This window comes from Pectobacterium sp. S5, assembly GCF_051707265.1.
GTDB lineage: Bacteria > Pseudomonadota > Gammaproteobacteria > Enterobacterales > Enterobacteriaceae > Pectobacterium > Pectobacterium polare.
Map to the genome: position 1 here is coordinate 397,633 of NZ_JAULSZ010000001.1, position 14,536 is coordinate 412,168.

At 49.5% G+C, this 14,536-nt stretch carries 10 protein-coding genes; 4 read left to right on the forward strand and 6 right to left on the reverse strand.

Annotation, left to right across the window (positions count from 1 at the left end; translation table 11 throughout):
* Positions 1–98: 98 nt before the first annotated feature.
* From cmk to serC, 3 genes are all read right to left on the reverse strand, one after another.
* A complete protein-coding gene (gene cmk, locus QWJ20_RS01845) occupies positions 99–776 on the reverse strand; it encodes a (d)CMP kinase (protein WP_010277170.1) in 678 nt (225 codons plus the stop codon).
* A 221-nt stretch (positions 777–997) separates the two neighbouring features.
* Positions 998–2,287, reverse strand: a complete 1,290-nt coding sequence (gene aroA, locus QWJ20_RS01850; protein WP_127156801.1) for a 3-phosphoshikimate 1-carboxyvinyltransferase — start codon at positions 2,285–2,287, stop codon at positions 998–1,000.
* 81 nt (positions 2,288–2,368) lie between these two features.
* Positions 2,369–3,454: a 3-phosphoserine/phosphohydroxythreonine transaminase gene (serC, locus tag QWJ20_RS01855; RefSeq protein WP_095994354.1), complete on the reverse strand. Its 1,086-nt coding sequence runs from the start codon at positions 3,452–3,454 to the stop codon at positions 2,369–2,371.
* A gap of 329 nt (positions 3,455–3,783) precedes the next feature.
* Here serC and ycaO point away from each other — a divergent pair, with 329 nt between their 5' ends.
* The 4 genes from ycaO (at position 3,784) to pflA (ending at position 10,197) form a co-directional block, all read left to right on the forward strand.
* On the forward strand, positions 3,784–5,547 hold the full coding sequence (gene ycaO / locus QWJ20_RS01860; protein WP_095699233.1) for a 30S ribosomal protein S12 methylthiotransferase accessory factor YcaO: 1,764 nt from the start codon (positions 3,784–3,786) through the stop codon (positions 5,545–5,547).
* A 439-nt stretch (positions 5,548–5,986) separates the two neighbouring features.
* Positions 5,987–6,847, forward strand: coding sequence for a formate transporter FocA (gene focA / locus QWJ20_RS01865; protein WP_039481374.1), 861 nt, complete (start codon positions 5,987–5,989; stop codon positions 6,845–6,847).
* 57 nt (positions 6,848–6,904) lie between these two features.
* Positions 6,905–9,187, forward strand: a complete 2,283-nt coding sequence (gene pflB / locus QWJ20_RS01870) for a formate C-acetyltransferase (RefSeq protein ID WP_095699232.1) — start codon at positions 6,905–6,907, stop codon at positions 9,185–9,187.
* Between the two features lie 269 nt (positions 9,188–9,456).
* The gene (gene pflA / locus QWJ20_RS01875; RefSeq protein ID WP_010277183.1) at positions 9,457–10,197 is read left to right on the forward strand and encodes a pyruvate formate lyase 1-activating protein; all 741 of its coding nucleotides are present in this window, start codon (positions 9,457–9,459) and stop codon (positions 10,195–10,197) included.
* 90 nt (positions 10,198–10,287) lie between these two features.
* Here the strand turns inward: pflA and QWJ20_RS01880 are convergent, their stop codons facing one another.
* From QWJ20_RS01880 to QWJ20_RS01890, 3 genes are read right to left on the reverse strand one after another with little or no spacing between them, the layout of a single operon-like run.
* Positions 10,288–11,856 carry a hydantoinase/oxoprolinase N-terminal domain-containing protein gene (locus tag QWJ20_RS01880; protein ID WP_433991710.1) on the reverse strand — a complete coding sequence of 523 codons (1,569 nt, stop codon included), beginning with the start codon at positions 11,854–11,856 and terminating at the stop codon, positions 10,288–10,290.
* 10 nt (positions 11,857–11,866) lie between these two features.
* Entirely contained in the window at positions 11,867–12,976 is a 1,110-nt protein-coding gene (locus tag QWJ20_RS01885) for a DUF917 domain-containing protein (protein ID WP_433991711.1), read from the reverse strand.
* Between the two features lie 37 nt (positions 12,977–13,013).
* Positions 13,014–14,318, reverse strand: a complete 1,305-nt coding sequence (locus QWJ20_RS01890; RefSeq protein WP_174876783.1) for a cytosine permease — start codon at positions 14,316–14,318, stop codon at positions 13,014–13,016.
* Between the last annotated feature and the right edge of the window lie 218 nt (positions 14,319–14,536).

Consider the following 14,536-nt stretch of genomic DNA (forward strand, 5'->3'; position numbering starts at 1 on the left):
TTTCAATTTAACGTCCATCTGGCATCCTGCTCGATGGGGTTGTTTAACATGCCCCGCTGTGCATCCTTACAGCGAGGTAAAAATTCAGTTTTCTGTGATTACGCTAAAATTTCGCGGGCATAAGCCAACGCGCGCGCTATCACTTCATCGATTGTCATTTCCGTTGAATCCAGCACCAACGCATCGGCAGCAGGCACTAACGGCGCAACGGGGCGGCTGCGATCGCGCTCATCCCGTTCTTTTATCTCAGACAAAAGACGTTCAAAGTTAACATTAAAGCCCTTCCCCTGCAACTGTAGCATGCGACGTTGTGCACGTTCTTCCGCACTGGCATCCAAAAAAATCTTCACCGGGGCATCAGGAAAGACTACCGTTCCCATGTCTCTGCCATCAGCAATCAGCCCCGGAGCCTCGCGAAATGCACGCTGCCGACGTAATAATGCTTCGCGAACGCGAGGGAAAGCCGCAGCCTGAGAGGCCGTGTTGCCTACCGCTTCAGTACGAATTTCATGGCTAACGTCTTCACCTTCCAGGATGACTTTCAGCTGCCCGTCTTCTGCAACAAAGCGCACATCAAGATGAGAGGCTAACGGAACCAGCGCGTCTTCCGAACCGATATCCACATGGTGGTGCAATGCCGCCAGAGCCAAAACACGATAGATAGCCCCCGAGTCCAGCAGGTTCCATTGTAAAGCTTCAGCCAATGCCTTACACAAGGTACCTTTGCCTGCGCCGCTCGGTCCGTCAACCGTAATTACCGGTGCCATCACCGTCATCTCTCTCTCCTTTAATACTGGGAAGTTCCGCTTATGCCGTTTTATGGCATCACGGAGCGTCATTATACGCATCAATACAGAGAAAGGTTACCCCAATGCCGGAATGGCGGGAAAAATAAGGCATTCTCTGAACGCGGTACGCAATTTCAGAAGAAAAGCTGAGCGTAGCTCGGAGAAATCGATAGAGAAAAAAGGCACGGAAACCGTGCCTTAGAGAGGAATCAAGCCAGCTCGCTGAGACGCGCCAGTTGTTCAAAGTAGTCAGGGAAGGTTTTAGCCGTACATTTCGGATCCAGAATCGTAACTGGCGTATCCGATAACGCCACCAGCGAGAAACACATCGCCATACGGTGATCGTTGTACGTACCGATTTCTGCCGCTTTCAGCTTGGTCGGCGGCGTAATGCGAATGTAGTCATTGCCCTCTTCCACTTCCGCACCAACTTTACGCAGTTCAATCGCCATTGCCGCCAGACGATCGGTTTCTTTCACGCGCCAGTTGTAAATATTACGCAGCGTAGTGGTGCCACCTTGAGCGAAAAGCGCCGCCGTCGCGATAGTCATCGCCGCATCAGGAATGTGATTCATATCCATGTCAATCGCGTGCAGTTCACCGCGTTCGCATTCAATATAGTCCTCACCCCAGCGCACGGTTGCTCCCATTTTTTCCAACACATCAGCAAAGCGAATGTCGCCCTGTACGCTATTACGGCCTACGCCGGTCACACGCACAACACCGCCTTTAATCGCCGCCGCGGCCAGGAAGTAAGAAGCCGATGACGCATCGCCTTCCACCAGATAATCACCCGGAGAACGATACTGCTGACGACCCGCCACGAAGAATCGCTGATAGTTTTCATGACGCACTTCAATTCCAAACGCTTTCATCATATGCAGCGTGATATCAATATACGGTTTGGAGACCAAATCGCCCTGAATGCTGATTTGCGTATCCTGCGCGGCCAGAGGTGCAGTCATCAACAGCGCGGTCAGGAACTGGCTTGATACGCTGCCATCTACGCTGATTTCGCCGCCCTGAAAACCGCCGTGCAGACGAAGCGGTGGGTAGTTTTCCTGCTCCAGATAGTCAATTTTCGCCCCGCCCTGACGCAGTGCATCGACCAGATGCCCGATCGGGCGCTCTTTCATCCGCGGTTCGCCTGTCAGCACAATGTCGCCATCGGTCAGACACAGCGCGGCAGCCAGTGGACGCATCGCTGTACCCGCATTCCCTAGAAACAGTTCCAGCGGTTGCGATGCAGTAAACGCACCACCCAGCCCCGTAATCTCACACACGGTCCGGTCAGACGACAGATGATATTCCACTCCCAACGCCGTTAGAGCGGTAAGCATATGGCGGACATCGTCACTGTCTAACAAGTTAGTCAGCCGGGTCTTTCCTTCAGCCAAGGCTGCCAGCAAAAGCGCACGGTTAGAGACGCTTTTTGAGCCAGGAAGGTTAAGAGTACCGTTAATCAGTTTGATGGGTTGTAGCGTCAGGGATTCCTGCATGTAAAGCCTATTCTTTCAACGTGGACATAAAAACCCCGGAAAGTCCGGGGCTGATCAAAATGTATCGAGGGGCGGTCTTAATCAACCGTGGCGACGAGCGAAGTCAGCCATAAATTCCGTCAGCGCTTTTACGCCTTCTAACGGCATCGCATTGTAGATAGAAGCACGCATGCCGCCTACTACGCGATGGCCTTTCAGCGCATGCAAACCTGCAGCAACGGATTCTTCCAGGAAGACTTTATCCAGCGCAGAGTCCGCCAACAGGAACGGTACATTCATGCGAGAACGGTTCGCTATCGCGACGTCATTACGATAGAAATCGTTACCGTCAATCGCGCTATACAGCAGGTCGGCTTTCTCTTGGTTACGTTTTTCCATTTCAGCCAGACCGCCGTACTCTTTCAGCCACTTGAAGACCATACCGGACAGGTACCAGGCAAAGGTTGGTGGCGTATTGAACATCGAGTCATTGTCCGCCAGAACCTGATAATCCAGAATCGATGGCAGCTCACGGCGCGCTTTGCCCAGCAAATCTTCACGTACGATAACCAGCGTCAGGCCAGCTGGGCCGATATTTTTCTGCGCACCGGCATAGATCACGCCGTAACGGCTGACATCAATACGGCGAGACAGGATGCTGGAAGAATAGTCGGCGACCACAATTTTATCGCCAAAATCCGGCTCTTCTTCGATCGCAATACCGTCAATGGTTTCATTTGGACAGTAATGTACAAACGCTGCATCATCAGACAATTTCCATTCGCGCATCGGCTTAATGCCGCGCAGATCGCCTACGCGCGTTTTCACGTCAATCACGTTAGGCGTGCAGTACTTTTCTGCTTCATTGATTGCGCTGTGTGCCCAATACCCGCCGTCGATGTAGTCGGCCGTTGAGCGTTCGCCCAGGAGATTTAATGGCACTGCGGCGAATTGCGCACGGGCACCACCGTGGCAAAAAAGCACTTTGTAGTTGGAGGGGATTTTCAGCAAATCACGCAGATCTTGTTCGGATTCAGCGGCAACCTGCATAAACTCTTTACTGCGGTGGCTGATTTCCATAACCGATGTGCCCAGGCCATTCCAATTACACAATTCCTGTTCAGCACGACGCAGTACTTCAACCGGCAGCATTGCTGGACCGGCGCTAAAATTAAAAATCTGAGTCATTTCCCCTCACCACACCTGAAAAATAGCGGCTCTTTTTATCACCGTTGTTACAAATACCATTTTTATAAACCTGACGGTTATAAAAATACCGCTGTTACAAGATAGTAGTTATAACGGAACGACCGCCATAACCACACTACTTTTACCCTGCTATCGGTTTTATCACTCGTCAATCGCGGCTGCAACGCTTATTGCGCTTTCATTATGCAAAACGGCACGTTACGCAGTCTGTTCTTTTTCACTGTTACCGATCGGTTATGAATAAATAGAGTCTGAACAGAAAAATCCGTATCATGCCGCTTCCGCTAATCTCGATAAGAGTGAACACCATGACTCAAACGTTTATCCCAGGCAAAGACGCCGCCCTGGAAGATTCCATCGCCCGTTTTCAACAACAGCTCCAGGACCTGGGGTTTAACATCGAAGAAGCGTCATGGCTGAACCCGGTGCCAAACGTCTGGTCTGTCCATATTCGAGACCGCGATTGCCCGCTTTGCTTCACTAACGGTAAAGGTGCCAGTAAGAAAGCGGCGCTGGCCTCTGCGTTAGGCGAGTATTTCGAGCGTCTGTCCACCAACTATTTCTTTGCTGACTTCTATCTCGGCAAAAACATCGCTAACGGCGATTTCGTTCACTACCCGAATGAAAAATGGTTCCCAATTCCAGAGGATGATGCGTTGCCGGAAGGCATTCTGGATGCCCGTCTGCACCAGTTTTACGATCCTGAGCAGGAACTGAGCGCCAGCGATCTGATCGATCTGCAATCCGGCAATGCCGACAGAGGCATTTGCGCGCTGCCATTTACGCGTCAGTCCGATCAGCAAACCGTTTATATCCCGATGAACATCATCGGTAACCTGTACGTTTCTAACGGGATGTCCGCAGGTAACACCGCCAACGAGGCCCGCGTTCAGGGGCTGTCTGAAGTGTTTGAGCGCAGCATCAAGAACCGCATCATTGCCGAATCCATCAGCCTGCCAGAAATTCCGCAAGAGGTGCTGAACCGCTACCCAGGCGTGGTCGAAGCGATTGCAACGCTGGAAAAAGAAGGTTTCCCAATTTTCTCTTACGATGCCTCACTGGGCGGGAAATATCCGGTTATCTGCGTGGTGCTGTTTAACCCCGCTAACGGCACCTGTTTTGCCTCCTTCGGCGCACACCCTGACTTCGGCGTGGCGCTGGAGCGTACCGTTACCGAACTGCTGCAAGGTCGCGGCCTGAAAGATCTGGACGTGTTCACCCCACCGACGTTCGATGATGAAGAAGTGGCCGAGCACGCCAATCTGGAAACCCACTTTATCGATTCCAGCGGCCTAATCTCCTGGGATACGTTCAAGAAAACAGCGGATTATGAATTTGCCGACTGGAGCTTTAAAGGATCAACGGAAGAAGAATTCGCTACATTGATGGCGATCTTCAAGCAGGAAGATAAAGAAGTCTACATTGCTGACTATGAGCATCTGGCCGTTTATGCCTGTCGCATCATCGTGCCGGGAATGTCGGACATCTACCCTGCCGACGATCTGTTGTTAGCCAATAACAGCATGGGTGCTCACCTGCGTGACACGCTGCTGGCGCTGCCTGACAGTAAGTGGGAACAAGAAGACTATCTTGCCCTGTTGCAGCAGTTGGACGACGAAGGGCTGGATGACTTCACCCGCATACGCGAGCTGCTTGGTATTGCCACTGGCAAAGATAATGGTTGGCTCACTCTGCGCGTTGGCGAATTGAAAGCCATGCTGGCTCTGGCTGGCGGCGATCTGGATCAGGCGCTGACCTGGACAGAGTGGACGCAGGATTTCAACGACTCAGTCTTTACGGCACAGCGCAGCAACTACTACCGTTGCCTGCAAACGCTGCTGTTACTGGCGCAAGAGCCTGAACGCGATCCGGCAGAATACTACGATGCCTTTACCAAAATGTACGGCAGTGAGACGGTCGATGCCGCCAGTGCCGCAGTCGCTGGCGAAGCGTGCTTCTATGGTCTGTTTGCCGTGGATGACACCTTTGCTTCTTTACCTGCACACCAATCGCTGCTGGCCGCCTATGAAAAACTGCAACAGGCGAAACGTCGTTATTGGCAAGCAAAATAATGCCAGAGTGATGCCGTCAGTACGCATCTTATATTGATGAGTGCGTTCGAGTACAAATAGCAACCGACAAATAGCCCTTTATCTTAAAGGGCTATTTTATTGTCCAAAGGGCAATATTTATTATTCGTAATGCATAATCAGAACATTGTTATTGAATGGTGAATTTTTAATTAAATTACATCGACAAGGTGGTACTGAAATTCTACAAAACATGATTTTTATTAACGCTAAATCGGTAGGTTTAACGTATGCCATTCAACTCTTTTTGTAAAATTTAAAATATTTTTTCATTATAAAATTCAATAAATTAACCATAAAACCTCGGTATTCCACCCTCCCCACCAACCTGTTAATTTCTTGCAATATGATCCACGTCAAATTTTACCGTATACTGCTTTGTTAGTATCTCAACGCTGATAATTTTTAAGAGAGAGTTAGTGTGAAAGCTGACAACCCCTTTACTCTATTACTCCCGGCCGCGATGGCAAAAGTTGCTGAAGACGCCGGAGTCTATAAAGCTACCAAACAACCGTGTACGACGTTTTATTTAGCGATCACAGCGGGTGTGTTTATTTCGATCGCCTTCGTCTTTTATATTACGGCCACCACGGGAACCGCGACGATGCCTTTCGGTATCGCGAAATTGATCGGTGGTATCTGTTTCTCCCTTGGCCTCATGTTGGTGGTCGTTTGCGGTGCGGACTTGTTTACCTCAACCGTTCTCATCGTGATTGCCAAAGCCAGTGGACGTATTACCTGGAAGCAACTAGCCTGTAACTGGGCAAATGTCTATGTCGGCAACCTGATTGGCGCACTTTTCTTCGTTGGGCTTATCTGGTTCTCGGGAGAGCATATGGTCGCAAACGGTGCGTGGGGGCTTAATGTCCTGCAAACAGCTGAACACAAACTTGAACACACGTTTGTTGAAGCGCTGTGTCTGGGGATTCTAGCCAACCTGCTAGTTTGTCTGGCCGTGTGGATGAGCTATTCCGGCCGTACGCTTACAGACAAAATGTTTGCCATGATTCTGCCTGTCGCCATGTTCGTTTCCAGCGGCTTTGAGCACAGTATCGCCAACATGTTCATGATTCCTATGGGCATCGTTATCAAAAATTTTGCGGCCCCAGAATTCTGGAATGCCATTGGCATGGTGCCGTCTCAGTTTGAACATTTAACCGTTAGCCACTTCATTACCGATAACCTGATTCCCGTCACCCTAGGGAACATCATCGGCGGCGGCGTAATGGTCGGTTTGACATATTGGGTAATTTATTTGCGCGGTGGAGACAAGCACCACTAAGGTGCAATCGGCCGCAACGTCGGGTTTTAAGAAATCCATATCAAAGGTAGGTGTAAAATGACCGAGCTGAATGAAAAATTGGCCAATGCATGGCAAGGCTTTAGCAAAGGTGAATGGCAGGATAACGTCAATGTTCGTGACTTTATCCAGAAAAACTACACGCCGTATGAAGGTGATGAGTCTTTCCTGGCTGGCGCAACCAAAGCGACCTCAGCGCTGTGGGACAGCGTCATGGAAGGCATCAAACAGGAAAACCGTACTCACGCGCCTGTTGATTTTGATACCAATGTTGCTGCAACTATCACGTCTCACGACGCGGGATACATCAACAAAGGTCTGGAAAAAATCGTTGGTCTGCAGACTGACGCTCCGCTGAAACGTGCGTTAATTCCGTTCGGCGGCATCAAAATGGTTGAAGGTTCATGCAAAGTTTACGGTCGTGAACTGGATCCTCAACTGAAAAAAATCTTTACCGAATACCGCAAAACGCACAACCAGGGCGTGTTTGATGTTTATACCCCAGACATCCTGCGTTGTCGTAAATCAGGCGTTCTGACAGGTCTGCCAGATGCCTACGGCCGTGGCCGTATCATCGGTGACTACCGTCGCGTTGCGCTGTACGGTATCGACTACCTGATGAAAGACAAGTTTGCTCAGTTCACTTCTCTGCAATCCAAACTGGAAAACGGCGAAGATCTGGAAGCAACAATCCGTCTGCGTGAAGAAATTGCCGATCAGCATCATGCGCTGAGCCAAATTAAAGAAATGGCCGCTAAATATGGCTGTGACATTTCTGGCCCAGCAGCGACAGCTCAGGAAGCCGTGCAGTGGACTTACTTCGGCTACCTGGCTGCGGTGAAATCACAGAATGGTGCGGCAATGTCCTTTGGACGTGTCTCTACCTTCCTGGATATCTACCTTGAGCGCGATCTGGCAGCAGGCAAAATCACTGAAGATGAAGCTCAGGAAATGATTGACCACCTGGTCATGAAACTGCGTATGGTGCGTTTCCTGCGTACGCCTGAGTATGATGAGCTGTTCTCTGGTGACCCAATCTGGGCAACCGAATCTCTGGCTGGTATGGGTCTGGATGGTCGTACACTGGTGAGCAAAACCAGCTTCCGCTTCCTGAACACCCTGTACACCATGGGGCCGTCTCCAGAGCCAAACATGACCATTCTGTGGTCTGAAAAACTGCCACAAAGCTTTAAAAACTATGCGGCTAAAGTCTCCATCGATACTTCTTCTCTGCAATACGAGAATGACGATCTGATGCGTCCTGACTTTAACAACGATGACTACGCTATTGCTTGTTGCGTAAGCCCAATGATCGTTGGCAAACAAATGCAGTTCTTCGGTGCTCGCGCAAACCTAGCGAAAACCATGCTGTATGCGATCAACGGCGGCGTGGACGAAAAACTGAAAATGCAGGTCGGTCCGAAATCAGAACCGATCAAAGGCGACGTTCTGAACTTCGACGAAGTGATGGAGCGTATGGACCACTTCATGGATTGGCTGGCTAAACAATACGTCACCTCCCTGAACATCATCCACTACATGCATGACAAATACAGCTACGAAGCGGCGCTGATGGCACTGCACGATCGTGACGTGTTCCGTACTATGGCGTGTGGTATCGCGGGTCTGTCTGTTGCTGCTGACTCCCTGTCTGCCATCAAGTATGCCAAAGTTAAACCTATTCGTGATGAAGATGGCTTGGCTATCGACTTTGATATCGAAGGCGAATATCCGCAATTCGGTAACAACGATGCTCGCGTAGATGAACTGGCTTGTGACCTGGTTGAACGTTTCATGAAGAAAATTCAGAAACTGAATACCTACCGTGGCGCAACACCAACGCAGTCTGTTCTGACCATCACCTCTAACGTGGTATATGGTAAGAAAACGGGTAACACGCCAGACGGCCGCCGCGCAGGTGCTCCGTTCGGACCAGGTGCTAACCCAATGCACGGTCGTGACCAGAAAGGCGCGGTTGCTTCTCTGACTTCTGTTGCCAAACTGCCGTTTGCTTACGCGAAAGATGGTATTTCTTATACCTTCTCCATCGTACCTAATGCGTTAGGTAAAGACGACAACGTGCGTAAAGCTAACCTTGCTGGCCTGATGGATGGTTATTTCCACCACGAAGCCAGCATCGAAGGCGGTCAGCACCTGAACGTTAACGTCATGAACCGTGAAATGCTGCTTGATGCGATGGAAAACCCGGAGAAATATCCGCAGTTGACTATCCGTGTATCTGGCTACGCAGTGCGTTTCAACTCACTGACGAAAGAACAGCAACAAGACGTCATCACCCGTACTTTCACCCAGTCAATGTAATTTCCATGACTGTCTGAAAAGGCGTAAAATAAAGGCTCCACGTCAGTGGGGCCTTTTTCTCACCCTCGCTTGTCGTTCAGATTGTTAGCCTGTTTTGCCAGCCCGCTATGTTGTTCCCTTCATGTGGATGGCTCGCAAAACAGATTCGACGCAGCATCTGTCACACGGTGTTCTTCTGTCAGAAATTCTTGTCAGAGCATCATCTGCCTTCTTATGACTGCGCTCATAAAGACCGCTATTGTTCGGTCAAATTTGGAGAAAACCTCGCAATGTCACTTATCGGTCGCATCCACTCCTTTGAATCCTGTGGCACCGTCGATGGCCCAGGCATCCGTTTCATCATCTTCTTTCAAGGCTGCCTGATGCGCTGCCTGTATTGCCATAACCGTGATACCTGGGATACACACGGCGGTAAGGAAGTGACGGTTGAAGAGCTTATGAAAGAAGTCGTGACCTATCGCCACTTTATGAATGCATCCGGCGGCGGCGTAACGGCATCCGGCGGCGAGGCCATTCTCCAGGCCGAATTTGTGCGCGACTGGTTCCGTGCCTGTAAGGCAGAAGGCATCAACACCTGTCTGGACACCAATGGTTTTGTGCGTCGTTACGACCCCGTCATTGACGAGCTATTGGACGTCAGCGATTTAGTGATGCTCGACCTGAAGCAAATGAATGACGACATACACCAGAATTTAGTGGGCGTATCCAATCACCGTACTCTGGATTTCGCTCGCTATTTAGCAAAGCGCAACCAACGTACCTGGATACGTTATGTGGTCGTTCCCGGCTGGTCTGACGATGATGCGTCCGCACACAAGCTGGGCGAATTCACCAAAGACATGACGAACATCGAGAAAATTGAGCTTCTCCCCTACCATGAGCTTGGCAAACACAAGTGGATTGCGATGGGTGAAGAGTACAAATTAGACGGCGTTAAACCGCCGAAGGCCGATACGATGGATCGCGTTAAATCGATTCTTGAAAGCTACGGTCACAAGGTCATGTACTAACTTCTGACATTTTCTAGAAAAATAGCGCGCTCATGGCGCGCTATTTTCATTTTGGCGGGTAAACCATCTCTGCAATGTTAATACGCTGCGCTAAGCCAGATTTCCTGCTGCCTTGATTTTCACCTGTACCGCATTCCCCGGCAGATAAGCCAATGGAATTTCCTGATAGTCGATGATTTCAACGCTGCCCGGCCTGGCTCCCATCTCTTCTGCAAGACAAATGGTTTGCTGCTGCAATTCGTTTTTTATCTTTTCACGATCGCTATCCGGCATTTTAACCACGCGTTCGATCTGTGCGCCCACCGCCCCTAGCGCAACACCAACCGCATTAGCCGCATCAAAGTTCTGCGGACGCATGACCTGACTGACGCCAGATAAAACGTCAGGCAGTAAAATGCTACCACCGCCCACAAGCACCGCGGGGATTGCTGCGCTTGACGATTTAATCCGATCGATAGCGCTTTCCACTTTCTCAATCATCTGATGATAAGCCTGCTGGCAAAGTGCGTTATCTAGTTCGGGCAGTGGATGGGGAAGAGCAGTAATCCATCGTTCACGATGAAGTTGCAGCATGATATCGCTGAGCGTTAACGTCTCCCCGCCAAAGCTGACGCCCTGTTCAAGCAGGCGATAGCCGACGCTATCCGGCCCAAGGGTAAGTTTTCCATCCTCAGACTGCCGAACGCAGGTTCCACCGCCAATGCCGATAGAAATAATATCCGGCATTCTAAAATTCGTCCGTACATCCCCGACTTCAACGGCAATTGCCGATTCACGCGGGAAGCCATTCACCAACACACCAATATCCGTTGTCGTGCCGCCAACATCGATAATCAACGCATTATCCAGCCCGGAAAGGTGGCACGCTCCGCGAATCGAGTTCGTTGGCCCACAGGCCATCGTCAGAATGGGATATTGCTTCACCATGTTCTCGGACATCAATGTGCCATCGTTTTGCCCGAAGAATGGTGTAGCCTTGATACCGTGCCGAACTAACGCTTGCGTAAAGCCGTTAACAAAACGGTTCGCGGTACTTTGCAACGATGCATTCAGTATCGTCGCGTTTTCCCTTTCCAGTAATCCTGTGCTGCCTATCCGGTGGGATAACGACAGAGAGACATCCGGTAATGCCGCATTCACCCACTGGGCAACCAGCAGTTCCTGCTCATTATTTACGGGAGAAAACACGCCACAGATAGCCACGCTATCGACATGCCCGCGCATCTTGTCACAAATCGCGAGCACTTCATCCCGCAGTACAGAGTGAATTTCTCGGCCATCGAATTCATAGCCACCATGAATCTGGTAGAAATGCTCGCCTAATGTCCTTTGCCACTCATCATCCCAGCCACACAGCGGCGGGACGCTATCGCTACTTGGCAGACTCAGGCGCAATAATCCGACGCGATCCAGCCCTTTTCGCTCAACAATCGCATTGGTACATTGGGTTGTGCCCAACATCGCATAGCGAATATGCTGTGGCGCGATGCCAGACTGCGCCAATACCTGAGCAATCACCCGTTCGATGCCGCTATAGATATCCAGGCTGGTAGGAAATTTGGCCGTCGCGACGCAGCGCAGGTTAGCATCTAAAATTGCCGCATCCGTGTTGGTGCCGCCGACATCAATCCCGAGTCGGTAATCATTTTTATGTAACATCGGGAAAGCCTCAGCGATTCGCAAGCAGTTCTATCGGTACATACTGCACCGGATAACCGAAATACTCCGGTCCCGCAACGTCAATCCCTTTTGGCGTTCGCCACTTGTCATTGCACGGATAGGCAATCACATCAACTCGCTGCCCATAACGTAAATGTTCCGTGATGATCGGACGTCCGGTTTCACTATCTACTATGGAGATTAAATCAGGCACAACGGCCAGCAGATTATCCTGCGTAGGTTCAGCCGTCTGTGACGAACGATAAGCCAGCAGGAGCTCATTCTGGAAAAGCACCGTAAACGATTCGCCTTTGTCGTTTCCCATACCATCCAGCACTACTTTGCCCCGAGCAAAACCGCCCGTTGTGCGCCGTGCTACATCAACAATCTTTCCAGATGCCACGATATGACCATTCAGCACAGTAAGCAGGGACTGCACTGGATGACTACCTGACTGGTGAGACTCTCGCAGCGTTTTTCCGATATCCTGCGCCAGCGTCAGCGTCCCTTTGATGGCGCTACGCTTAAGCTGACTACCGAGTAAGGGGTAATCGCACATCGCGCAGGCGGCCCCCATTTGTTCCGAAATCATCCTGGCTAAACGTTCAGACCACATACCGTCAATGGGATTTAAGGTAACGGTGTTTCCCTTTTCATCCGCTAACGTATTTGGCGCAGAGGATAAACCATCGAGAAAAAAGGTCACCATCTGGGCTTCAGGGAAGGCTCTCCCCATCGCGTCACAGTCAATAACAGGTAACCCTTTTGCAGCCGCAACGACAAACGGCATTAGCGAATTAATACCGCCGACTTCGATAGGAAAGGTCGCCGCAATAGGTCGCTCAAGCGCTTTTTCCATCGCGTCAAATGCCCGCACGAATTGACTCGCTGACATGATCTTTTCTACAACAACCGTCGTTGCACCGATCATGCTGCAAGGAACAAATATATCGTCATCTTTAATTTCATCTAACCCGAATATAGGAATCTTATCCGCATTTTTTAATGCGTGTTTTGCCATTAAAGAACCTACATACGGATCGCCGCCGCCTCCTGTACCGAGAACAGCGGCCCCTAGTGCTATATCATCAATTATTTGTGCATTAATATAACGAGACATACCCTACCCAAGATCTCGTGTTATCTGCGTAACACGTTCAATCTGCCAATTGAGGAAAAATTTTATGTATGCCGATATACATCGCCATACTGACAATTACGCCATCCAGGGCAGAGATCGAGCTTATCGTAAATAAATCGAAAAAATCAGGGGAGGTCAACAGGCTCACAATACTACCAAGTGACCAAGATATAGCCGCCGCCACATTCAAGAATGATGCCTCTGATACATTTTTCTGCAAACGTGAGGACTTAATAAAATAATATTCGACGAGATAGACACCTGCGATAGGAGAAATCAGTACACCGAGCAGTGACAAGAATTGAGTAAAATTATTAATCATACCGTTGTAGGCTAACAGCAAACCGGCAATAGCCATTAGCACAACCAATACTGGCCGAGATAGCGTTCGAATAACAACAGATAGCCCCAGTGATGCAGAGACCAGATTGGTACTATTTGTCGTCCATTGCGCAAAAATAAGTACCACAATGGCAGACATACCCAAACCGATACCAAAGAACACTTCGACGAGATCCTCTGTACCAACCAGATGAGTCAAAATGAGTGCAACTAATATCGTTGAGCTATTGCCTAAAAAGAACCCTAAACCAGCGCCGAGAAGCGCGTCTTTGCGTGTTTTGGCATAGCGGGCAATATCCGGTGACATCACGGCAGATACAATCCAGATAGAAACAACGTAAGAGATAGCACTTCCCATGCTAATTGGCGTTTTAATTATCGGAATCGGTATTTCGGGATGATTACTTGCGGCCAAAACTAAACCTGTAATTATCAATATCAGCATTAATGGCACGCTGAATATACTCAGTTTGCCCAATGCCCTGACACCCCAAATAGCGGTAGAGGTCATCAGCACCATACCGAAAACCAAAATAGGGAAACGTCCAGGTTCTAATTGATAATGTAGCAATGCTTTTTGCAGCATTACGCCAAAAAAGTCGAGTTGAAAAGCAAACCAGCCAATCAATGATATAGCAGAGAAAATACCGATTATCTTTCCACCAAACCGCCCAAACACGGAGATACTGAGTAGCGTTGTTGATAATCCGCATCCATAACCGACGTTAGCACATAATGCTGCCAACACACCTAGAAAGGCAGAGCCGATAAGCGTGGCACTAACGGCCTGAGAAAAAGGTAACCCACCGCTTAAGAAAGCGCCAAGAAATAGGCCTGAAATGTCAATTCCCATTGCCAGCCATATTAAAGCGATAACATACCAGCTTTTTCTAGCTTCAGCAGGAACACGTTCGTATTCGTAATCATAAATTTGCCGCCCCTGTTGTTCTTTTTCAGGTACAGCATTCCCTTGAGACATAACCCCTCCATTAAATAAGCAGCAAATAATTATTGTATCATTGTGATATTTTATAGAGGTTGCCTGACGGCGTATAGAACAATGGTGCCGTCAGCAAGCTAACAACACCATTATGCTTTATGAGAGACCCTGATGTGACGCATAAAACCACGATTTTTTGTGGCGACCACATCAGTGATGTGGCGTAACAACAAGATAAATGGGTTTCATATCGATTA